The organism is Streptomyces sp. CT34, from assembly GCF_000805335.1.
In the GTDB taxonomy this organism is placed as follows: domain Bacteria; phylum Actinomycetota; class Actinomycetes; order Streptomycetales; family Streptomycetaceae; genus Streptomyces.
In genome coordinates this window covers 7,659,790-7,680,670 of the sequence record NZ_KN708638.1, presented here as the reverse complement: position 1 = coordinate 7,680,670, position 20,881 = coordinate 7,659,790, and the positions used below count along the sequence as shown (strand labels likewise).

The window sequence follows — 20,881 nt, the reverse complement described above, 5'->3', positions numbered from 1 at the left end:
GGGGGGGGCCGCCGAAGAGAGAGTCCAGGACACGGTCGGCGACCCGCAGGCCCTCGCGCTCCCTGGGAGTCAGGTGGCGCTCGTGGTGGTCGCGGTAGTCGTCATGGTGGTCACGGTAGTCGTCGTGGTGGTCGCGGTAATCGCCGTGGTGATCGCGGGAGTCGCCGTGGTGATCGACGGGGGCCGCGCCGGCGGAGCCCGCGCCGAGGATCCCGGCGACGGCGAGGCCGGCGAGAACGACGGCGGAACGACGGAACATAAGCATTCCCCTACGGTGAGTGGCGGGTGTGTGCGCTCTCACTCTCCGGGACCCCCGGGCGAGGCGCAGCCCGACAGCCCGGACGCTGCTACGAACGGACCAGCAGCGGCGCCGCACGGATGGACCCGCCGGGGCGCGGCCGTTCCCACCGCCCTCCGGAACGCGAACTGGCGGATTCCCGGCGGCAATTCAGGGTGTGAGCCAGGTAACTCCCCGGGGGCACGAGAGGGGGGCGAACGGGCTCCCGCAGGTGACGCGGGGCACGCGACGCACGTCACGTACGAGCCCGCCTAGTCGACGCCGAGGCGCGTCATGCCGCGAAATACAGCGGGAACAGCGGAGCAAAAGGTGTATTACGCCGCATCTCACGAAGAGCGGTAGTACAAGGGGCCATTGCCACGATTCGGGTCGGCCGTTAACCATGGATCCCGTCGCACCGAGAGCGGTCTGCGCCAACGCCCTGAGGGCGGGCGCGACACGAAGAGCCTCGGTCCGAACGCGCCAACGACGGCACTTCCCGTCTCCCGTACCTGGAAGAGGTCACCCCCGTATGCCCGGTTTCACCCTGCCCCGCGCTGCCCGGATCGCCCGTATCACCCGTACCCACAAGGTCGCCGTGGCGGTTCTCGCCGCCGCCGGCGCCACCACGGGCCTGGCCGTCACCGCGGCCTCCGACAACGCCGCCCCCGCCGCGCACGCCACTGCGACGGTCAAGCAGGTCAGCGCCAACGGGATGCCCGCCCAGGCCGACGGCGCCAAGGTCGAGCGCCCGGTGACCGCGTCCGTCGCCGACCGCATCAAGGTCACCGCGGTCGCCGAGCAGGGCCACACCGCCCAGCAGACCGCCAGCCGCTCCGCCGAGCGTCCGGCCGCACCCAAGAAGTACGCCGACGACCTCGACGGCTGGATCCGCCAGGCCCTGGACATCATGAAGGCCAAGGGCATACCGGGCAGCTACGAGGGCCTGCACCGCAACATCATGCGGGAGTCCAGCGGCAACCCCAACGCGGTGAACGACTGGGACGTCAACGCCGGCAACGGCATCCCGTCGAAGGGCCTGCTCCAGGTGATCCAGCCCACCTTCGAGGCCTACCACGTCGCGGGCCCCGCCGATAACCTCACCGACCCGGTCGCCAACATCACCGCCGCGGCCAACTACGCCGCCCACCGCTACGGCTCCATCGACAACGTCAACTCCGCCTACTGAGCCACCGGCGATGGCGGACGACACAAGCGATCCGGGAGGATCGGCATAGAGACCGGCGAAGCGGCGGCATGGCGCGTTCGCCGCTGCGCAGGAAAGCGGGCCCCGGCACAGCTGCCGGGGCCCGCTCGCATCGCCCCGGACGGCCCGGGCAGCCAGACGGGTGAGATGGCCCGGCCGGTCGGCGGACTGAGAGGCTGTCGGGTCTTGGGCCCCGGCAATTCAGCGTATAAGTCTTTTTATCGGCAGGATTCTGCTCAAAAGCTGCCGAAACTGACTCAACCGAAGTCCTTCGGAGGCACGCGATGCCCTTGCGCAGATCCGCTCCGGCCCGCCGTACGGTCCCCCTCACGGCCGGAACTCTCGTTTCCCTCTTCTCCGTGCTCGCACTGCCGCTCGTCCTGCCAGGCACCGCCACCGCGTCGCCGGACGCTGGGAAGACGCCCGCCCACCCCGAGCAGGACTGGATGGGTTCCACCATCGCCATGCACGAGGGCAACGAGCAGGTCGCCGACTCCGAGCCGCGGGGCGCCTGGACGAAGAAGGCCGTGGCCGGCGTCGATGTCTCCAGCCACAACGGCAAGGTCAACTGGTGGAAGCTGCGCCGGATCGGGATCCGGTTCGCCTACGTCAAGGCCACGGAGGGCACCAACTACAAGAACCCGTACTTCAGCCAGCAGTACCACGGTTCGTACCACGCGAACATGATCCACGGGGCCTACCACTTCGCGCTACCGGACCACTCCGGCGGTGGCACGCAGGCGAGGTTCTTCGCCCGCCACGGCGGCGGCTGGTCGCGGGACGGTAGGACGCTGCCCGGCGCGCTGGACATGGAGTACAACCCCTACGGCGCGACCTGCTACGGCAAGAGCCATGCGGGGATGGTGCACTGGATCTCGGACTTCGTGCGGGCCTACCGTGCGGAGACCGGCCGCGACGCGGTCATCTACACCTCGACCAACTGGTGGAGGCGGTGCACCGGCAACTCGTCCCGCTTCGGCCGGACGAACCCGCTGTGGATCCCCCACTACGGCCCCTCGGTCGGCACGCTGCCGGGCAGCTGGCGCTTCCACAGCATCTGGCAGCACACCTCCTCTGGGCACACCGTCGGGGACCACAACCGCTTCAACGGGACGTACGGCAGGCTGAAGGTGCTCGCCTACGGGGAGGATGACGACGACTGACCGGGGGGCTTACCGACCACATGAACCCTGCTCGGGGTGAGTCGGCATCAAGTCCCCCGAGTAAGCGGGTAATTCGCGTACAACCATCCCCGTCCGGCCGGTGTCCAACACGGTGCATCACCATCACGGTGAATGACCACGCGACGGACACCACCTGACGGGGGTATTCCCATGAAGCGTTCACGTGCCATCGCAGGATCCGCGGTACTGGCGGCGGCCGGTATCGCCACGATGGGCCTGGCCACCACGGCATCGGCCGCGCCGGCGAAGGCCGCGGCGTACAACGGAGTGTGCGGCAGCGGATATCGCATCGTGAATTCCCTACCGGTCACCGGAAAAGGGACCGTGTATCTGACGTACAGCGCGAAGACCGGAAAGAACTGCGTGGTGACGGTCCGGAACAGCCCTGGTAGGCCGGTGTTCCTCCACACCTATCTCGGGCCCTCCGACGGCAGCTCCGACACGGTTTTCGACAGCGGTGATTACACCTCCTATGCGGGCCCGGTGTATCTCGCGGCGAAAGGCCGCTGTGTGGACTGGGGCGGGACCATCGGGACGGTGAGCGTCAGCGTTTCCGGCTCGAACTGCGGGCGGCTGGCACCCGGGGTCGTGTTACACCACTGAAACTCCCTGCGTGTGGGGGAATTTGACGGGCCGTTCGGTACCGTTTAGGACCCCGGTGGGCCGTACCAACCCCGTCTCGTGGGCGAAGACCGCGGGCCCGGGTCCCGTTTCGCAAGCCCAACTCGACCGGGATGCGGCCCACATGGGTGTTCACCCGGTCTTCTCCGCCACCACCCTTACCGCCCGGGTGAGTTCGGCGACCTCGACGACCCGTGCCGTCCGCGGCGTCGCGGTCGCGAGGGGGAGGCAGTCGCGTCGCCGCACCCTGACGTGCTGACGTGCAGTCAGCTCCGTTGCGGCACCGGGCCGCTGCTCTCCCGTCGTTCCAAGTGCGGGAGTTCGCCCTGTACGGTGCGGGGCGGGGTGCCGTCGAGGACCGCGAGGAGTTCCGCGGCGCCGAGGCGGCCGAAGCCCGGGGTGTCGCGGACCAGGGCGGTCAGCCGGGGGTGGGTGACGCGGCACAGCGGGGAGTCGTCCCAGGCGACGATGGACAGCTCGCCCGGCACGCGGATGCCGCGACCGGCCGCCACCGAGGCGCCGGCCACCGCCATCACGTCGTTGTCGTAGATGATCGCGGTGGGGGGTGCGGCGGCGTCGAGGATGCGGCGGGTGGCCTCGGCCCCCTCGGCGTCGGAGTAGTCGGTGGTCACCGAGCGGACCTGCCGCTCGTCGAGGCCCCGCAGCCCGGCCTCGGCGCGCAGCGAGCGGATCCGGCGGGCGGTGTGGGCGAGTTCGGGCATGCCCGCGACATGCGCGATGCGGCGGTGGCCGAGGCCGTGGAGGTGGTCGAGGATCCGGGCCATGGCCTTGGCGTCGTCGGCCCAGACGGTGGAGAGCAGGGGGTGCGGGGCGGATGGTCCGGCGTCCGGTCCGGGGGTGGCGGGGCCGCCGATGACGACCGCGGGGAGACCGAGTGCGGCGAGGAGTCCGGGCCGGGGGTCCTCGGTGCGGGGGTCGACGACGAGGACGCCGTCCACCCGGCGCTCGGCCCACCAGCGGCGGTAGAGGGCGCATTCGGTGTCCAGGTCCTCGACGACCTGGAAGAGCAGCGCGGTCTTCCGTGCGGAGAGCACCTCTTGGATACCGGAGACGAGTTGGAGGAAGAACGACTCCACGCCGAGGGTCCGGGCGGGGCGGGCCAGCACCAGGCCCAGACAGCCGGCGCGTTCGCCGGAGAGCGCGCGGGCGGCGCTGTTGGCCTGCCAGCCCAGCTCCTCCGCGACGCGCCGCACCCGGGCGCGGGTTTCCCGGGAGACCCCCGGCCGGTCGTTGAGTGCGAAGGAGACGGCGCTCTCCGAGACCCCGGCGCGGCGGGCGACGTCCTTGATCGTCGGCCGGCGCGCAGGTCTGCGGCGGGCCGCCTCACCCGGCGCTGTCATGCCGGCGCTCCTCCCGTCTGAACCGCATTAGTGCGGGACAGTCTGATCAGGGCGGAACGGCATGTCAAACGGCTGCCCGGCCGTCGCCGGAGAATCGTCCGCGGTCGCGGTATTGACACCTACTAAATCGCATTAGTAGCGTGCCGCATCGTCGCCGGTGGTCCCTCTCCCGGTACCGCCGTAGAGACCCGGATGAACTTCGGAATGTTTCTGGTCCGCGCACCTGAGCCACACCTGAGCTAAGGAGCCAACCATGCGTCGTGCATCCCGCCGGGCAGCCGCCGCCACCGCGATTCTGGTCACCTCGGCGCTCTCCTTGACCGGCTGCGGTGCCTCGGGCGACACCGGCGGATCGGACAGCGCCTCGGGAAAGGTGGAGGGGCAGGTCACCTTTCAGACGTGGAATCTCAAGGCGCATTTCAAGAAATACTTCGACGGGGTCATCGCGGAATTCGAGAAGAAGTATCCGGACGCCAGGATCAACTGGATCGATCAGCCGGCCGAGGGATATCCGGAGAAACTGAGTGCGGATGCCGCGGGCGGGACGCTGCCGGATGTGGTGAATGTGTCGCCGGATCTCACCTATCCGCTGGCGAAGGCCGGGTTGGCGCTGAATCTGGAAAGGGCGGCGGGGAAGTACCGCGGTGAGTATCTGGATGCGGCATGGCAGAGCCAGCAGATGCCGGGAATGCGGGGTGTCTACGCCTTTCCCTGGTATCTGAACACCGGGCCGATGTTCTACAACAAGGAGCTGTTCCGCAGGGCCGGTCTGGATCCGGCGAAGCCGCCCACCACGTACGATCAGCTCTTCCGGGACGCGGTGGCGATGGCGCAAAAGAGCGGCCGGAAGATCGCGATGCTGGCGAGTACGCCGTCGATCGAGGACTTCGGGCGCTACGGCGTACGGCTGATGAACGCGCAGGGCACCGCGTTCACGTTCAACGAGCCCAAGGGCGTCGAACTGCTCCGGCACTACCGGGAGCTGTACGCGGCCGGGGCGCTGGACTCGCAGGCGCTCACCGCCCAGGCGGAGTCCGCCGGGCGGAAGTTCGAGCAGCAGTCGGTGGCCATGAACCCGGGCAGCGCGCTCGATCTGGGGAACTTCAGGAAGGACGCCCCGAGCCTGTACAAGAACATCGGCATCACGGACGCGGTGAACAACACCGGTAAGGCGAATATGTACGTCCAGGGCCTGATGGTGAACGCGCAGAGCAGGGTCGAACCGGCGGCGGTGGCCTTTGCGCACTTCGTCACGGACCGGCAGAACCAGATGGCGTTCGCGAAACAGGTCACGGTCTTCCCGAGCACGAAGGGCTCGCTGGACGATCCGTACTTCACCGAGGAGGACGGGACGGATGTGACCCGGGTGCGGGTGGTGTCCGCCAAGTCCCTGAAGACCGCGGTGAATTACACCCCGGTACTGCTCAGCGACCAGATGAAGACGGTACTGCGGAATGCCGTCGCGAAGGCCGTACAGGGCAAGCAGTCGCCGAAGGCCGCACTGGACGGTGCGGTGGCGGAGTGCAACCGCCTCCTCAAAACCGGCTGAGGCGGCGGGCGATGGCGCGCCGAACCGCTGACCGGAAGACCCGCGTCGGTATCCGTACGCATCTGCCGTCCACGCCGTGGCTGTTCCTGGCGCCCGGTCTGCTGGTCGTCGGCGGATTCAGCCTCTATCCCTTTCTCAGCACGGTGGCGCATTCCTTCACCGATGCCCGTACGCTCACCACAGGGCGGTTCGTCGGCGGTGCCAACTACCGGGAGCTGATGCACGACGCGATGTTCTGGACGGGGCTGCGCAACAGCCTGCTCTACGTCCTGGGGGCCGTACCGCTGCTGGTGGTACTGCCGCTGCTGCTGGCCCTGCTGGTCCAGCGGCGGATCCCCGGGATCGCCTTCTTCCGGGCCGCGTTCTACACGCCGGTGGTCGCCTCCGTCGTGGTGGTCGGGCTGATATGGGTGTGGTTGCTGGACGACCGGGGGCTGATCAACGCGCTGCTGGAGGCGCTGGGTTTCGGCCGGGTCGGGTTTCTCGGCGATCCCTGGCTGCTGCTGCTCAGCGCGATGGCGGTGACGGTCTGGAAGGGGCTCGGCTACTACATGATCATTTATCTTGCGGCACTGGCCGGCGTCCCCCGGGAGTTGCACGAGGCGTGCGCCGTCGACGGTGCCGGGCCGGTGCGCCGCTTCCTGACCGTCACCGTGCCGGCGGTGCGCTCCACGATGGTGCTGGTGGCCGCGCTCTCCTCGGTCAACGCGTTCCGGGTGTTCTCCGAGGTCTATCTGATGGCGGGGCCGACCGGCGGCCCCGGCGGCGAGGACACCACGCTGGTGATGCTCGTCCAGCAGGTCGGCACCGGGCTGAGCGGCCGGGTCGGCTACGCCTCGGCGGTGTCCGTCGTGGTCTTCGTCCTCACCCTCGGGCTGATGCTGCTGGTGCTGCGGGCCCAGCGCGGGGAGGACCGATGAGCGCCACGGTGGAGGTACGGTCGCGGACCGAGCGGCGTACGGGCGGCGGGCGGCGGATGCCGGTCCGGCGGGGCCCGGCCCGGCGGCTACGGCTGCCGGTGCTCCGCTATCTGTTGCTGCTCGCCGTACTGGCACTGACAGTTGGCCCGTTCCTGTGGCAGCTGTCGACCTCCCTCAAGGGGCCCGGCGAGGACATCTACCGCTATCCGCCGAGCCTGCTCCCGCACGAGATCACCCTCGGCAACTACGCGGCGGTCGCCAGGATCATCCCGGTCTGGGACTCCGCGCTGAACTCCCTCAAGGTCGCCGCTGCGAACGTGCTGACCAACTGCGCGGGTGCGGCGCTGGCCGGCTATGCGCTGGCCCGGATGCGCTTCCGGGGCCGCAGGGCCGCACTGCTGGTGTTCATCGCGGCGATGCTGGTCCCGGTGGAAAGCATCATGATCGCCCAGTTCTTGACAATGCGTCAGCTCCAGTTGAACAACACCCTGCTCGGCGTGGTGCTGCCCGCCTGTATCGGCGCGATGAACGTGCTGCTGATGCGGAACGCCTTCGGGCACCTGCCGTACGAGGTCGAGGAGGCCGCGTATGTCGACGGCGCCAACGCCTGGCAGCGGTTCGTCCGCATCGCGCTGCCGTCGGTCAGGGGCACCCTCGCCGTCGTCGCGGTCTTCGCCTTCATGGGGGCCTGGGACGACTTCCTCTGGCCGCTGATCGTGCTGAGCGACCAGTCGAAGTTCACCCTGACCGTCGGCCTGAACTTCCTGCACGGCACGTTCGCGGACAACCAGCGGCTGGTCGCGGCCGGCACGGTCATCGCGGTACTCCCGCTGATGGTGATGTTCGCCTGCCTCCAGCGTTATTTCTTCCGCGGCGTCGACGAGGGCGCCGTCAAGGGCTGAGCCCGGCCGGGGCCGACGCCCGCACCGCATCCGCAGAGGACACACCCGTAGAGGGACAAGACACCCGTAGAGGGACAGGACTCCACATGCCCGTACCGGACACCGACACCGCCCACCGTCCGCGCTTCGGCGTCAACTACACCCCCTCCCAAGGGTGGTTCCACCACTGGCTGGACTTCGATCTCGACGCGGTACGCGCCGATCTCGACTCCATCGCCGGCCTCGGCCTGGACCACATCCGGGTCTTTCCGCTCTGGCCGCTGTTCCAGCCCAACCGCACCCTGATCCGGCCGCGGGCCGTCGAGCAGCTGGTGCGGCTGGCGGACGCCGCGGCCGAGCGCGGGCTGGACGTCAGTGTGGACGGCCTCCAGGGGCATCTGTCCAGCTTCGACTTCCTGCCCGCCTGGACGCGGACCTGGCACCGCCGCAACATCTTCACCGACCCCGGGGTGCTGGCCGGCCAGGAGGAGTATCTGCGGACGCTGGCCGCGGCGCTCGCCGACCGGCCGAACTTCCTCGGCATGACGCTGGGCAACGAGATCGACCAGTTCTCGGACGGCCCGCACCCGGATCCGGACCGCGTCACGGCCGGGCAGGCGGCGGCCTGGCTGGAGCGGATGCTGGCGGCCTGCGAGCGCGGCGCGCCCGGACTGCCGCATCTGCACGCCGCGTACGACGCCGCCTGGTACCGCGACGGCCATCCCTTCACCCCCGCCCACGCCGCGCGGCTGGGTGCCATGACGGCGGTGCACTCCTGGGTGTTCAACGGCACCGCGCAGCGCCACGGCCCGGCCGGCACCGCCACCGAGCAGCACACCGCCTATCTCGTCGAGCTGTCCAAGGCGTGGGCGCGCGATCCGCACCGCCCGGTGTGGCTCCAGGAGGTCGGCGCCCCCGCGCCCCACATCCCCGAGGACCACGCGGTGCGCTTCGCCGAGGCCACCGTCCGCAACGCCCTTGACTGCACCGGACTTTGGGGCATCACCTGGTGGTGCTCGCACGATGTGTCCCGGTCGCTCGCGGACTTCCCGGAACTGGAGTACGGACTGGGGCTGCTCGGCAACGACCGTTCGGTCAAGCCGGTGGGGCGGGCGCTGGCGGCGCTGGCCGCGGAATGGCGGGGGCGTACGCACCGGCCGCCGGCCCGCCGCACCGCACTGGTCGTCGACGCGGGCGACACCGAGGCCGCGCCGCACCGGTCGGTGTGCGCACCCGGCGGCACGGTCTTCGAAGCCTGGGCGGAACTCGCCGCACAGGGCGCCCGCCCCGCTCTCGTTCTCGCCCAACTTGCCTCTGATACAGGTCACTTGACGGCACGTGGGATCAGCGAGGTGTGCACGCCGGAGGAGGTGGGGAGCGCCGCGCGCCGGGGTCGCCCCGCCTCCGAGCCGTCGGACCGGTCCTAGGGTCCGGCCGCGTCCGCAGCAAACCGCCGTCCGCCTCTCCCGGAGGAGCCCTCATGCACCGGCCTCGCCTCCCCTTCTCCCGCCCCCTCCCCCGGCGCCGTGTGCTGCTCGCCGGGGTGGGGGCCGCGGCGGCCCTGCTCGGCCCACCGCCGGGCACCGCGGTGGCCGCCCGGCGCCCGCGCACCGCCGCCCCTTTGCAGCCGTACGCCGCGTACTGGTTCCCCGACTCGCTGCCCTCCGGCACGCCCGGCGACGGGATCGTCTGGCGCAGCCTGGCGGACTGGACGCCAAAGGCCGACCGGGACCTTCCGTTCAACACGGCGACGGTGCCGCTCGCCGAGCGGTTCACCCCGGTCCCCGCGAACACCACCGCCCGCGCCGGCCAGGCCCGGATCAGCGCGCTGGCGGCCTTCGACCGCACCGCGGGCAATCCGTCCCAGGGCTCGGCCACCGCCGACTACTACGCGCCCACGCACTGGGCGTACCTCGACGAACTGGTCTTCTGGGGCGGCTCGGCCGGCGAGGGGCTGATCGTGGCCCCGAACGCCCCGGTCGTGGACGCCGCGCACCGCAACGGCGTGCCCGTACTGGGCACCGTCTTCCTGCCGCCGGTGGCGTACGGCGGGCAGCTGCGCTGGACCCGGGACCTGGTGCGGAAGGACGCGGCGGGGCGGTTCCCGCTGGCCGCGAAGCTGGTGGCGGTCGCGCGGGCGTACGGTTTCGACGGCTGGTTCCTCAACGCCGAGACGGAGGGCGGGGATGCCGCGCTGGCCGCCGACATGCGGGGGTTCCTCCGGGCGCTGCGGGCGGCGGGCGCACCGCACGGGCTGCGGATCACCTGGTACGACGCGATGGACACCAGCGGCCGGGTCGGCTGGCAGGGGGCGCTCGACGAACGGAACCAGGAGTTCTTCCAGGACGCCGCGGGCCCGGTCGCCGACACCCTGTTCGTGGACTTCCGCTGGAGCGCGCGATCGCTCGCCGACTCCGGGCGGCTTGCGGAACAACTGGGCCGCAGCCGCTACGAGTTGTGGGCCGGGGTCGACGTCGAGTCGGCCGGCTGGGACACCGTGACGGACTGGGACGCGATCGTCCCCACCGACCGGGACCAGGTGGTCTCGTACGGCTTCTACCGGCCGGAGTGGACCCTGAGCCATCTGCCCGCGGGACGCACACCGGGTGACTTCCACGCCGCGGACGACCGGTTCTGGTGCGGCGAGGGCCTCGATCCGACCCGGCCGGGCGGGCCGGGCGGCGGCTGGCGGGCCCCCGCCGCGTCGGTCGCCGACCGTTCGGCCGTCACCGCGCTGCCGTTCGCCACGACCTTCAACACCGGCCACGGCCTGCGCTGGTACGACCGCGGCACGGTCACCTCCGACACGCCCTGGAACCGCCTCGGGCTCCAGGACCGGCTGCCCCCGAGACGCTGGGCGGTCCGGACCGCGGGCCAATGCCCCTCCGTCACCCTGGACTTCGCCGACGCCTGGCGCGGCGGCAGCAGTCTGCTGGTCCGCGGCACCCTCGACTCCCCCACGACGGTCGAGCTGTTCCCCACCCGGCTGCGGTGCGGAGCCGCCACGGTCCTGGACCTCACCCACCGCCTCGACCCGGGCTCGGGCCCGGTGACCGTGGAGGTCGCCGTCGCCCGGCGGGACGCCCCGGCGCCCGGCGAGCCCGCGCCGTACGTCTACCTGCCCGCCGGGACCGTCGAGGCGGGCGAGGGTGGCTGGCGCACCGTCACCCTGCGGATCGGCGGCGCCGCGGGCACCGGCACCGTCCGCGCGCTGGGCGTTCGGCTCACCGGGCGCGCGGGCGCCCCCGTCGCCTGGCGGCTGGGCGGGCTCGCGGTCCACGGCGCCGCACGGAAGCCCGGTGCGCCCCACGGGCTGAAGGTCACCGAGGCCGCCACCGCGGGCGGGACGACCGCACTGCGGGTGACCTGGCGGCGCTCCGCCGGACCGGTCCGGCACTACGAGTTGCACCGTCACCTCCCGGACGGGACACGGGTGTTCCTGGGAGGTACCTGCGGGACCGCCTTCCACCTCCCCGGGCTGCGCCGCGCGGCGCGCGAGCCGGCGGCGCTCCTCGAAGTCCGCGCCGTGGACGAACTCTTCGCCTCCTCGGCCCCGTCGAGGACCCGGCACCCCTGGTAGCCACGGCCGTTCCCGTCACCTCCCACCCCACCCCACCCCACTCCATCCACCCCACTCCACGGAGCCCTCATGCATGACGATCGCGCACTGGTCGAAGCCCGCCTCCGCCGCGTTCTGGACGAGCGCATCCGGCCCGCCCTGTACCCGGAGTCGGTCCCCCTGGAGGTCGCGGCCTGGGTCGCGCCGGGCAGTGGGGTCTCCCCTGCTCGACCGGAGTCGAGAGCTCGGGGAACGGCGCCGGTGGCGGAAGGACTGGCCGCCCCGCACCAGCCCGTGGCGGTGGGTGACGCGTGGGGCGCGCCCTGGGCCACCACCTGGTTCCGGGTGCGCGGCACCGTGCCGGAGGCGTGGGCCGGGCGCACCGTGGAGGCGGTGCTCGACCTGGGATTCGACGAGCGGATGGCGGGCTTCCAGTGCGAGGCGCTGGTCTACACGTCGGACGGGCGTCCGGTGAAGGGCCTCAATCCGCGGAACCAGTGGGTGCGGGTGGGCGATCCGGTGCGCGGCGGCGAGCGCGTCGAGTGGCATCTGGAGGCCGCGTCCAATCCCGTCATCCTCGACGTACATCCGTTCCTCCCCACGAAGTTGGGCGACCCGGAGACGGCGGGCAGCGATCCGCAGTACCGGCTGGCGCGGATGGATCTGGCGGTGTTCGACACCGAGGTGTGGGAGCTGATCCAGGACCTGGAGGTGCTGGGCGAGCTGATGGTGGAGCTGGCGGTGGACAGCCCGCGGCGCTGGGAGCTGCTGCGCGCGGTGGGCCGGGCGCTGGACGCGGTCGACCTCCAGGACGTCAACGGGACGGCGCGGGCCGCGCGCGGCCGGCTGCGGGACGTGCTGGCGGCGCCCGCGGCGGCCTCCGCGCACCGGATCAGCGCGGTCGGGCATGCGCATATCGATTCGGCGTGGCTGTGGCCGCTGCGGGAGACGGTCCGCAAGGTCGCCCGGACCACCTCGAACATGACGGCGCTGCTCGCGGACGAGCCGGAGTTCGTCTACGCCATGTCGCAGGCGCAGCAGTACGCATGGATCAAGGAACACCGGCCGGAGGTGTATGCCAGGGTCAAGCAGGCGGTGGCCGAGGGTCGGTTCGTACCGGCGGGCGGGATGTGGGTGGAGTCGGACACCAACATGCCCGGGTCGGAGGCGATGGCCCGTCAGTTCGTGTACGGGAAGCGGTTCTTCCTAGAGGAGTTCGGCATCGAGAACGACGAGGCGTGGCTGCCGGACACCTTCGGGTTCGCCGCGGGGCTGCCGCAGATCATCCGGGCGGCGGGGTCGAAGTGGCTGCTGACCCAGAAGATCTCCTGGAGCAAGGTCAACGCCTTCCCGCACCATACCTTCCGCTGGGAGGGAATCGACGGCACCCGCATCTTCACCCACTTCCCGCCGGTGGACACCTACAACTGCCGGCTTTCGGGCGCCGAACTGGCCCACGCCGCACGGAACTTCCGGGACAAGGGCGTCGCCCGGCACTCCCTGGCGCCGACCGGCTGGGGCGACGGGGGCGGCGGCACCACCCGCGAGATGATCGCCAAGGCGCGCCGGCTGCGGAACCTGGACGGTTCGCCGGTCGTGGCGTGGGAGCGGCCCGCCGACTTCTTCGCCAGGGCGGAGGCGGAGTATCCCGACGCGCCGGTGTGGGTCGGCGAGTTGTATCTGGAGCTGCACCGCGGCACCCTCACCAGTCAGGCGCGGACCAAGCGCGGCAACCGCCGCAGCGAGCAGCTGCTGCGGGAGGCCGAGCTCTGGTCGGCGACCGCCGCGGTCAAGGCCCGGCACCCTTATCCGTACGAGGAGTTGGACCGGATCTGGAAGACGGTGCTGCTGCACCAGTTCCATGACATCCTGCCCGGCTCCTCCATCGCCTGGGTGCACCGCGAGGCGGAGCGGACCTATGCGGCACTCGCCACCGAGCTGGAGGGCGTCATCGCCGGCGCGCTGGCCGCGCTGACCGGCGGCGGCAGCCGGCCGCTGGTGGTGAACTCGGCGCCGCACGCCCGCGGCGGGGTCGCGGCCGGCGCGGTGGCACCGGCGGTCACCGAGGGCGCCGCGGTGCGCGCCGAGCCCCGCCCCGGCGGCGGCTTCGTCCTCGCCCACGACCTGCTCCGCGTCGAGATCGACGGCCGCGGCCTGGTGGTCTCGGTGTACGACCGGGCGGCCGGGCGCGAGGCCGTCGCACCTGGTGCGGCCGCGAACCTGCTGCAACTCCACCCGGATTTCCCCAACATGTGGGACGCCTGGGACGTGGACGCCTTCTACCGCAACGTGGCCACCGACCTGACGGACGCGGACGAGGTCGCCCTGGCCGAGGCGTCGCCGGACGCCGCGACGGTCCGGGTGGTGCGCAGCTTCGGCGACTCGCGGGTGGTGCAGTCGCTGACCCTGGCACGCGGGCAGCGGCGGCTGGACGTCGACACCGAGGTCGACTGGCGGGAGACCGAGAAGTTCCTCAAGGCCGCCTTCCCGCTGGACGTGCACGCCGAACGCTACGCGGCGGAGACCCAGTTCGGGCATCTCTACCGGCCCACGCACACCAACACCAGCTGGGAGGCGGCCAAGTTCGAGGCGTGCGCGCACCGGTTCGTCCATGTCGAGGAGCCGGGCTGGGGTGTGGCGCTGGTCAACGACGCGACCTACGGCCATGACGTCACCCGTACGGTCCGCGAGGCCTGCGACGCCGGCGGGCGCGGCACCACCACGACCGTGCGGCTGTCCCTGCTGCGCGCCCCGCGCTTCCCCGACCCGGAGACCGACCAGGGCAGCCACCGCTTCCGGTACGCGATGGTCCCGGGGGCCACCGTCGGCGACGCGGTGCGCGAGGGCCACCGCATCAACCTGCCCGAGCGCCGGCTGACCGGGGCCGGCGCGGTGGCGCCGCTGGTCGCGGTCGGGAACGACGCGACGGTGGTCACCGCGGTCAAGCTCGCGGACGACCGGAGCGGCGATGTGGTCGTCCGGCTCCACGAGGCCCACGGCGGCCGTGCCAGGACCGCTGTCACCGCCGGTTTCGCGCTGGCCGGTGCGGTCACCGCCGATCTGCTGGAGCGCCCCACCGACGACGGTCCGGAGCTGGCGCGGGCCGGGAACACCGTCCGGCTGGCGCTCCGCCCGTTCCAGATCGTGACGCTGCGGCTGAGCCGGGCGGCGGACTGACGGGCGGGGCGGCGGGCCGGCGGGCGGGCCGCTCAGCCGGGATCCGAGGAGGGTGTCCGGGCATCGCGGCAGGTGTCCCGGCGCCCGTCGTACCGCCGCTCGCGCCCCGCGCCGCGCCCGCGCCCGGCCTGCCGGCCGCGCGGGCGCTCCTGGCGGCGGGCGGGCTCCTGGCCGCGGGCCGCCTCCCGGCCCGGATCCCGGTTCGGGTCCAGGCCCAGCATGTCCATCAGCAGGGCCAGATCGCCCGCGTCCCGGGCGCGGCCGGCCAGCGCCTTCCTGGCGAGCCGCCGCTCCTCGTCACCCGGATGGGGGCGCACGGCGGTGTCCTCGGCCCTGCGGTGTTCATCGCTCACCGCTGCATTCTCGGCCGGACCGCGGCGCCGTGCCCGTCGAGCGGGCCGATGGGCTCACACACGCACCACCGGCGGCGCATCGGACAACAGCGCCATAACGGTTCGACTACCGCAACTGGTAACGGAACCGGCAGCATCCGTTTACCCTCTTTATGGTCACTTGCACTTGATCGCTCAGTACCGGAGAACCCGTTGAAACACCGTTACGCCGCCGCCCTCTCGGCCCCCCTCCTCGCCTCCTGCGCCCTGCTCACCGGCTGCTCGGAGAACGGCAATCCGGTCGACTTCAACGCGGGCGCCAAGGGCGAGAGCGGCACCCCGGTCAAGCCGGTCGACAGCGACACCCTGATGCCGACCGGCCCCAAGAGCGACTTCCGGATCACCCGGACCCTGGACGACGGCACGCACATAGGCCGGGCGACGCTCAAGGGCGCGAAGTCGGGCGTCACCGGCAGTGTGTGGGTCTGGGCGCCGAAGGAATACCAGGACCCCAAGTACGCCAAGAGCGGTTTTCCGGTGCTGATGGCCCTGCCCGGCGGGCTGGGCAGCCCGCAGGACAAGAAGGGGGTCACCAATTACTGGGTCGGTGGCGATATCAAGCTCCAGGAGAATCTCGCCAAGTGGACCGCGGAGGGAAAGAGCCTGCCGTTCATAGTGGTGATGCCGATGCTGAATCCGGACACCCGTTATCACGACGGCAGCGACATTCCCGGCCAGCAGAAGATGGGCACCTGGCTGACCGAGGACGTCGTCGATCTGGCCAAGGCCAATTTCCGCACCTTCAAGTCGCGGGACGGCTGGGCCTTCATGGGTTCGTCGTCGGGCGGCTTCGCCGGCTTCAAGTCCGTACTGAAGTCCCCGGAGAAGTTCAAGGCGGCGATAGCCAGCGGGCCGGACATCGTGCCGGACTCCCCGATGTGGGCCGGCCACCAGAAGGAGAAGGACGCCAACAACCCGGAGAAGCTCGCCGCGCAGCTGCTGAAGAAGGGCGGCCCGGATGTCTATATCGCCTTCCAGGCCGGTGCGAAGGAATCTCCCACCTCGGTCATCAACCCCATCCGAAAATTCCGCGAGAAGTACGGAAAGGGGCCGATCCACACGTCGATGCAGCTCATTCCCGGTGGACGGCACAACGCCTGGGATTACCAGAAGGGGATGGCGGCCGGCTCCATCAAATTCATCAGCGACCATCTGAAGGCCCCGGTTCCCAGTTCCTGATGCACATCGCCCGCCCGGGGGCGATGCTGGTGTCGAGGGGGACCGTGGTGAGGAGGACGCCTCATGTCCGTACTGGACAAGCTCAAGGGTCTGCTCAAGGGACACGAGGAGCAGGCGCAGAAGGGCATCGACAAGGCCGGGGAGTTCGTCGACGAGAAGACCCAGGGCAAGTACTCGGGTCAGATCGACGCGGCCAGGGAGAAGATGCGGGAGCAGTTCGGCAAGCCCGAAGGCGAGGACCGGCCGCCGCAGACCGAGGACCGGCCGCCGGAGACCTGAGCACCGGGCGGGTCCGGGGCCGCGCCCCGCGCTTACGCTGAACGGATGATCACCACGTCCGTCCGGCTCGCCCACGACACCCTGATGCGCCCCGCCGAACCGGCGGACGCCGGCGGCCTCGCCCGGGCCTACCAGCGCAGCCGAGACCACCTCCGCGGCACCGAGCCGGACCGCGACGAAGCGTTCTACACCCCCGCCGGCCAGTCGGAGCGGCTCCGCTCCCAGCTGGCCGAGCGGGATGCCGGGCGGCTGATGCCGTGGGTGCTGGTCGGCGAGCCGGACGGCGGGGAGCCGGAGATCGCCGGTGCCGTCACCCTCTCCCAGATCACCTATGGCCCGCTGTGCAGCGCCTCCGTCGGCTACTGGATATCCGCCGACCACCTCCGGCGCGGGCTCGCCTCCGCCGCGGTGACGGCGGTCTGCGCGGCAGCGGACGCGGAACTGGGCCTGCACCGGCTGGAGGCCGGCACGCTGCTGGACAACCTCGCCTCGCAGCGGGTGCTGACCAAGTGCGGTTTCACCCCCTACGGCACCGCCGAGAACTACCTCCACATCAACGGCGCCTGGCGCGACCACCGGCTCTTCCAGAAGATCCTCAACGACCGCCGCCCCTGAACACCGGAGCGCCCGTACAGCGGCCCCGCACGGCGCCCGCCCCTCTGCGTGAGGGAGCGGGCGCCGTGCGGTGTGCCGGCGGGCGCGGAGGGGTGCTTACGGCGTGGCCGTCACCCGGATCTTCTCCGCCTGCGGGCCCTTGTGCCCCTGGGTGACCTCGAAGGTCACCTTCTGGCCCTCCAGAAGCTCCCGATAGCCGGTCGCGTCGATATTGGAGTAGTGCGCGAAAACATCGGCCCCGCCGCCGTCCTGCGCGATAAAGCCGAATCCCTTTTCCGAGTTGAACCACTTCACCGTGCCGGAAGCCATGTCCGTCTCCTTCGTTCGATGGGCTCGAATCGGCTCCCGCACCGCGCGGAACCCGGAGGTGATCGCCCTGGTCCGGAGAGGCACTGGACAACAAGAACGCCCGTGAATGCGACACGGGCGCCCGGCACTTCGGAACCACGACAGCTGTTCAGGACGCTACACCGACCAACGCCGCCAGTCACCACAAACCATGGCAAAAGCGTCATCCTTCACCGGGCAAGGCCACTCCACGTGCTCCGGATACCTGACCTACCGCACAGGTGTACGACATTCGGCGGTCGTCGGGGGCGGTCTCAGGACGGCTGCCCGCCCTCCGGCCGGTCCGGCCGGCGCCGGCGCCACCACAGCGCGGTGCCCAGCCCGGCGACCGCGATCGCACCGGCGGCGGCGAACGACCACATGATCACCGTGTCCGCGGCGGAGCCGGACCTGCCGGCCGCCGCCGGGTGCAGCTTGGTGGCCGGCCCCCCGGGCACCGCGTTCCCCGTCCCGGGGTCGTGCCCACCGGGGGCCGGAGCGGGCAGCATGCCGACCGCCGCGGCCCGGGGCGCCGCCTCGAAGCCCCAGTCCAGCAGGGCACGGGCCTCCTCGTAGACGGCGTTCTCGGCGCCGGACCGCGGGTGCATGACGGTGACCAGCAGCGTCCGGTCGCCGCGCCGGGCCGCGGCGATCAGGGTGTTCCCGGCGTGCGTGGTATAGCCGTTCTTCACCCCGATCAGGCCGTCGTACGGCGTCACCCCGTGCGAGCCGACCAGCAGCCGGTTGGTGTTCTGGATGCCGTGGGTCTCCCTGCCGCCGTCCACCGGGAACCGCGCGGTCTTGGTCGCGGCGAAGTGGGCGAAGTCCCGGTTGGCGAGCCCGGCCTGGCCGAAGAGGGAGAGGTCGTAGGCGGAGGAGAACTGCCCCGGCGTGTCGAATCCGTCCGCCGACTCGACGGTGGTGTCGCGGGCGCCCAGCCGGTCCGCCGTCGCCTGCATGTCGCCGATGGTCTTTCGCCAGCCGCCGTTCATCGCGGCGAGCGCGTGCACCGCGTCGCTGCCCGAGCTGAGGAAGACGCCGTGCCAGAGGTCGGCGACGCGGTAGGGCATGTCCTCCTTGAGGCCGGCGAGTGCGCTGCCGGACTCGATGCCGGCCAGCTCCCTGCCGGAGACGGTGTGCACCGTCCCCTGGGAGAACCGGGGCAGCACCGTCAGCGCGAACAGGGCCTTGAGGGTGCTGGCGGGCGGCAGCGGGCGGTGGGCGTCCTTGGCCGCCAGGATCTTGCGGCTGCCCAGCTCGGTCACGGCCCAGGACAGCGCGGAGACCCGTGGCGGCTCGGGCACCCCGGGCCGGGGCACGAACTGCACGCCGCGGTCGTCCAGCGTGCCCTCGGCACGGACCGGTGGCGCGCCGCGCAGGTCGTCGATGCCGTACGGGCCGTCGGCGACCGCGGGGCCGCACAAGGCCAGCAGGCTCGCGGCGCAGACGGCCGCGGCGCTCACCACTCTGACGGGGGGCCAACTCGCTGTCGACATGTTGGCCACGCTAAGAACGCCGCCCGCCGCGCGCCGGTTGGCCTACTCCATACGATGGCGGACCGCCCCGAGTGCCGTACACCGCGGCGGGCCCGCACCGGCCGGCCCGGGGGCGACGGCGCGGGCGGGCTCCCCGGGGCGGCCGGCCCCACCGTCAGGAGCGGGCAGCGCGCCTCGGGCACGGCACCTCCACCGGCTCACGCCGAGGGTGACGCACGACCAGCGCACCATCTCCACCAACGGGCGGGCGCTGCCGGTGGGTTGGCCGGGCGGCGCCTCACCGGAGGCCGGGCAGGCTCCCCAGTTCGCCGACCTTCAGGACCCGGGCCGCCATGACGAAGATCAGGGCCATGGTGGCGCCGCCCGCGGCCAGCGCCAGGGCGGGCGTCCAGCCGGGCGGGGTGGCCAGGCCCGAGCAGGCGCGGGCCGCCAGCCAGCCAAGGGCGCCCGCCACGGCGGCGGACACGGTCAGCTTGCCGTAGGTGCGGCACAGCCGGCGGCCGTCGAGGCGGCCGGAGAGACGGCGGCGCAGCAGCAGCGCGGTGGCGAGCAGCCCGACCCCGTACGCCGGCGCGTAGGCCGCGGCCATCCCGGTGACCGCCCAGCGGGCGGGCAGCCACAGGTGGCACGCGGTGGCCAGGGCGATATTGATCCCGGCGATCCACCCGGCCATCCAGAACGGCGTCCGGGTGTCCTCGAAGGCGTAGAAGCCGCGCAGCAGCAGATACTGGGCGGAGAACGGGATCAGGCCGAGCCCGAACGCCTGGAGCATCTGTCCGATGGGCCGGGCCGAAGCGGCGTCAACGGCACCGTGGGCGAAGAGGAGTTGGGCGGCCTGGGGTCCGAAGACGAGGAAGAAGAAGGCGGCCGGGACGATGAGGACGCCGCTGACCCGCAGGGCGCGGGAGAGGTCGTCGCGCAGGTCGTCCAGGCGGTGTTCGGCGACCGCACGGCTCATCCGCGGCAGCAGCGCGGTCACCAGCGAGACCGTGACGATCGACTGCGGCAGGGTCCAGACGCCCTGGGCGCTGCTGTAGGCGGCGTACCCGACGCCGGCGGTGGGGAGTTGCTGGTCGGCGGCGTTCGCGAAGTGCGTGACGACGGCCATCGCGGCCAGGTTGGCGAACACGAACAGCAGGGTCCAGCGGGCGGCGGCGAAGCTCTTGCGCAGCCCCGTGCCCCGCCAGTCGAAGCGCGGCCGGAAGCGGAAGCCGGACGCCCGGACGAACGGGATCAGGGCCAGGCCCTGGAGGGCGATACCGCCGGTGGTGGCGATGCCCAGCAGATCGATCTGGCCGGGGGTGATGTCCTGGACGCGGTCCGGCCCGGCCAGCAGGCCGATGTACACCCCGAACATCGCGATCAGCACGATGTTGTTGAGCACCGGCGTCCACATCATCGCCCCGAACTTGCCGCGGGCGTTGAGGACTTGGCCGAAGATGAAGAACAGCCCGTAGAAGAAGATCTGCGGGAGGAGGAAGCGGGCGAAGACGACGGTGAGCGCGAAGGCGGCGTGGTCGCCGGGCGTGTCCGGGACGAAGACGGCGACGATCTGCGGCGCGGCCCACACCGCGAGCAGGGTGCCGACGGCGAGCACGCTCAGGACGAGGGTGACCAGCCGCTGTTCGTAGGCCCGGCCGCCGTCCGCGTGCTCGGCCCGGGCGCGGACGAGCTGCGGCACCAGCACGGAGTTCAGCGCGCCGCCGATCAGCAGGGTGTAGATGCTCATCGGGACGACGTTGGCGGTGTTGTACGTGCTGGCCAGCAGCGCGGTGCCCAGCGCCGCCACCTGGAGCACGCCCCGGATCAGCCCGGTGGCGCGGGAGACCACGGTCCCCGCCGCCATCAGCATCGACG

At 71.5% G+C, this 20,881-nt stretch carries 18 protein-coding genes; 12 read left to right on the top strand and 6 right to left on the bottom strand.

Going from position 1 to position 20,881, the window contains the following annotated elements; all coding sequences use genetic code 11:
• Positions 1-259 (bottom strand): hypothetical protein (locus RZ84_RS40025; RefSeq protein ID WP_078894833.1); only part of this gene is annotated, 259 nt, incomplete at its 3' end.
• Positions 260-809: 550 nt separating this feature from the next.
• On the opposite strand from RZ84_RS40025, the gene RZ84_RS33320 reads away from it, so the two are divergent.
• The 3 genes from RZ84_RS33320 to RZ84_RS33310 all read left to right on the top strand — a co-directional run bounded on the left by RZ84_RS33320 (position 810) and on the right by RZ84_RS33310 (position 3,271).
• The gene (locus RZ84_RS33320) at positions 810-1,466 is read left to right on the top strand and encodes a transglycosylase SLT domain-containing protein (protein ID WP_043268251.1); all 657 of its coding nucleotides are present in this window, start codon (positions 810-812) and stop codon (positions 1,464-1,466) included.
• Positions 1,467-1,768: 302 nt separating this feature from the next.
• The gene (locus tag RZ84_RS33315) at positions 1,769-2,647 is read left to right on the top strand and encodes a lysozyme (RefSeq protein ID WP_043268249.1); all 879 of its coding nucleotides are present in this window, start codon (positions 1,769-1,771) and stop codon (positions 2,645-2,647) included.
• A 171-nt stretch (positions 2,648-2,818) separates the two neighbouring features.
• Positions 2,819-3,271, top strand: coding sequence for a hypothetical protein (locus tag RZ84_RS33310; RefSeq protein WP_043268247.1), 453 nt, complete (start codon positions 2,819-2,821; stop codon positions 3,269-3,271).
• Between the two features lie 284 nt (positions 3,272-3,555).
• Here RZ84_RS33310 and RZ84_RS33305 read toward each other — a convergent pair whose 3' ends face one another.
• Positions 3,556-4,650, bottom strand: coding sequence for a LacI family DNA-binding transcriptional regulator (locus RZ84_RS33305; RefSeq protein WP_043268245.1), 1,095 nt, complete (start codon positions 4,648-4,650; stop codon positions 3,556-3,558).
• A gap of 253 nt (positions 4,651-4,903) precedes the next feature.
• Between RZ84_RS33305 and RZ84_RS33300 the strand changes: the two genes are divergently transcribed.
• The 6 genes from RZ84_RS33300 (at position 4,904) to RZ84_RS33275 (ending at position 14,736) form a co-directional block, all read left to right on the top strand.
• A complete protein-coding gene (locus tag RZ84_RS33300) occupies positions 4,904-6,199 on the top strand; it encodes an ABC transporter substrate-binding protein (protein WP_043268242.1) in 1,296 nt (431 codons plus the stop codon).
• Between the two features lie 11 nt (positions 6,200-6,210).
• Entirely contained in the window at positions 6,211-7,119 is a 909-nt protein-coding gene (locus tag RZ84_RS33295; RefSeq protein WP_043268241.1) for a carbohydrate ABC transporter permease, read from the top strand.
• 56 nt (positions 7,120-7,175) lie between these two features.
• A complete protein-coding gene (locus tag RZ84_RS33290) occupies positions 7,176-8,021 on the top strand; it encodes a carbohydrate ABC transporter permease (RefSeq protein WP_043271595.1) in 846 nt (281 codons plus the stop codon).
• An 86-nt stretch (positions 8,022-8,107) separates the two neighbouring features.
• Positions 8,108-9,427 carry a glycoside hydrolase 5 family protein gene (locus RZ84_RS33285; protein WP_043268239.1) on the top strand — a complete coding sequence of 440 codons (1,320 nt, stop codon included), beginning with the start codon at positions 8,108-8,110 and terminating at the stop codon, positions 9,425-9,427.
• A 53-nt stretch (positions 9,428-9,480) separates the two neighbouring features.
• On the top strand, positions 9,481-11,580 hold the full coding sequence (locus RZ84_RS33280; protein WP_043268237.1) for an endo-beta-N-acetylglucosaminidase: 2,100 nt from the start codon (positions 9,481-9,483) through the stop codon (positions 11,578-11,580).
• Between the two features lie 69 nt (positions 11,581-11,649).
• Positions 11,650-14,736: an alpha-mannosidase gene (locus RZ84_RS33275; protein WP_043268235.1), complete on the top strand. Its 3,087-nt coding sequence runs from the start codon at positions 11,650-11,652 to the stop codon at positions 14,734-14,736.
• A 32-nt stretch (positions 14,737-14,768) separates the two neighbouring features.
• Here RZ84_RS33275 and RZ84_RS33270 read toward each other — a convergent pair whose 3' ends face one another.
• The gene (locus tag RZ84_RS33270; RefSeq protein ID WP_043268233.1) at positions 14,769-15,089 is read right to left on the bottom strand and encodes a hypothetical protein; all 321 of its coding nucleotides are present in this window, start codon (positions 15,087-15,089) and stop codon (positions 14,769-14,771) included.
• Between the two features lie 192 nt (positions 15,090-15,281).
• Here RZ84_RS33270 and RZ84_RS33265 point away from each other — a divergent pair, with 192 nt between their 5' ends.
• The 3 genes from RZ84_RS33265 (at position 15,282) to RZ84_RS33255 (ending at position 17,201) form a co-directional block, all read left to right on the top strand.
• Positions 15,282-16,307: an alpha/beta hydrolase gene (locus tag RZ84_RS33265; RefSeq protein WP_043268231.1), complete on the top strand. Its 1,026-nt coding sequence runs from the start codon at positions 15,282-15,284 to the stop codon at positions 16,305-16,307.
• Positions 16,308-16,370: 63 nt separating this feature from the next.
• A complete protein-coding gene (locus RZ84_RS33260) occupies positions 16,371-16,586 on the top strand; it encodes an antitoxin (RefSeq protein WP_043268229.1) in 216 nt (71 codons plus the stop codon).
• A 45-nt stretch (positions 16,587-16,631) separates the two neighbouring features.
• Complete coding sequence (locus RZ84_RS33255) at positions 16,632-17,201, top strand: GNAT family N-acetyltransferase (protein ID WP_043268226.1); 570 nt, start codon at positions 16,632-16,634, stop codon at positions 17,199-17,201.
• 96 nt (positions 17,202-17,297) lie between these two features.
• Here the strand turns inward: RZ84_RS33255 and RZ84_RS33250 are convergent, their stop codons facing one another.
• From RZ84_RS33250 to murJ, 3 genes are all read right to left on the bottom strand, one after another.
• Positions 17,298-17,510, bottom strand: coding sequence for a cold-shock protein (locus RZ84_RS33250; RefSeq protein ID WP_043268224.1), 213 nt, complete (start codon positions 17,508-17,510; stop codon positions 17,298-17,300).
• A gap of 293 nt (positions 17,511-17,803) precedes the next feature.
• Entirely contained in the window at positions 17,804-19,024 is a 1,221-nt protein-coding gene (locus RZ84_RS33245; protein WP_043268222.1) for a D-alanyl-D-alanine carboxypeptidase family protein, read from the bottom strand.
• A gap of 277 nt (positions 19,025-19,301) precedes the next feature.
• Positions 19,302-20,870: a murein biosynthesis integral membrane protein MurJ gene (gene murJ, locus RZ84_RS33240; RefSeq protein ID WP_043271594.1), complete on the bottom strand. Its 1,569-nt coding sequence runs from the start codon at positions 20,868-20,870 to the stop codon at positions 19,302-19,304.
• Positions 20,871-20,881 lie beyond the last annotated feature (11 nt).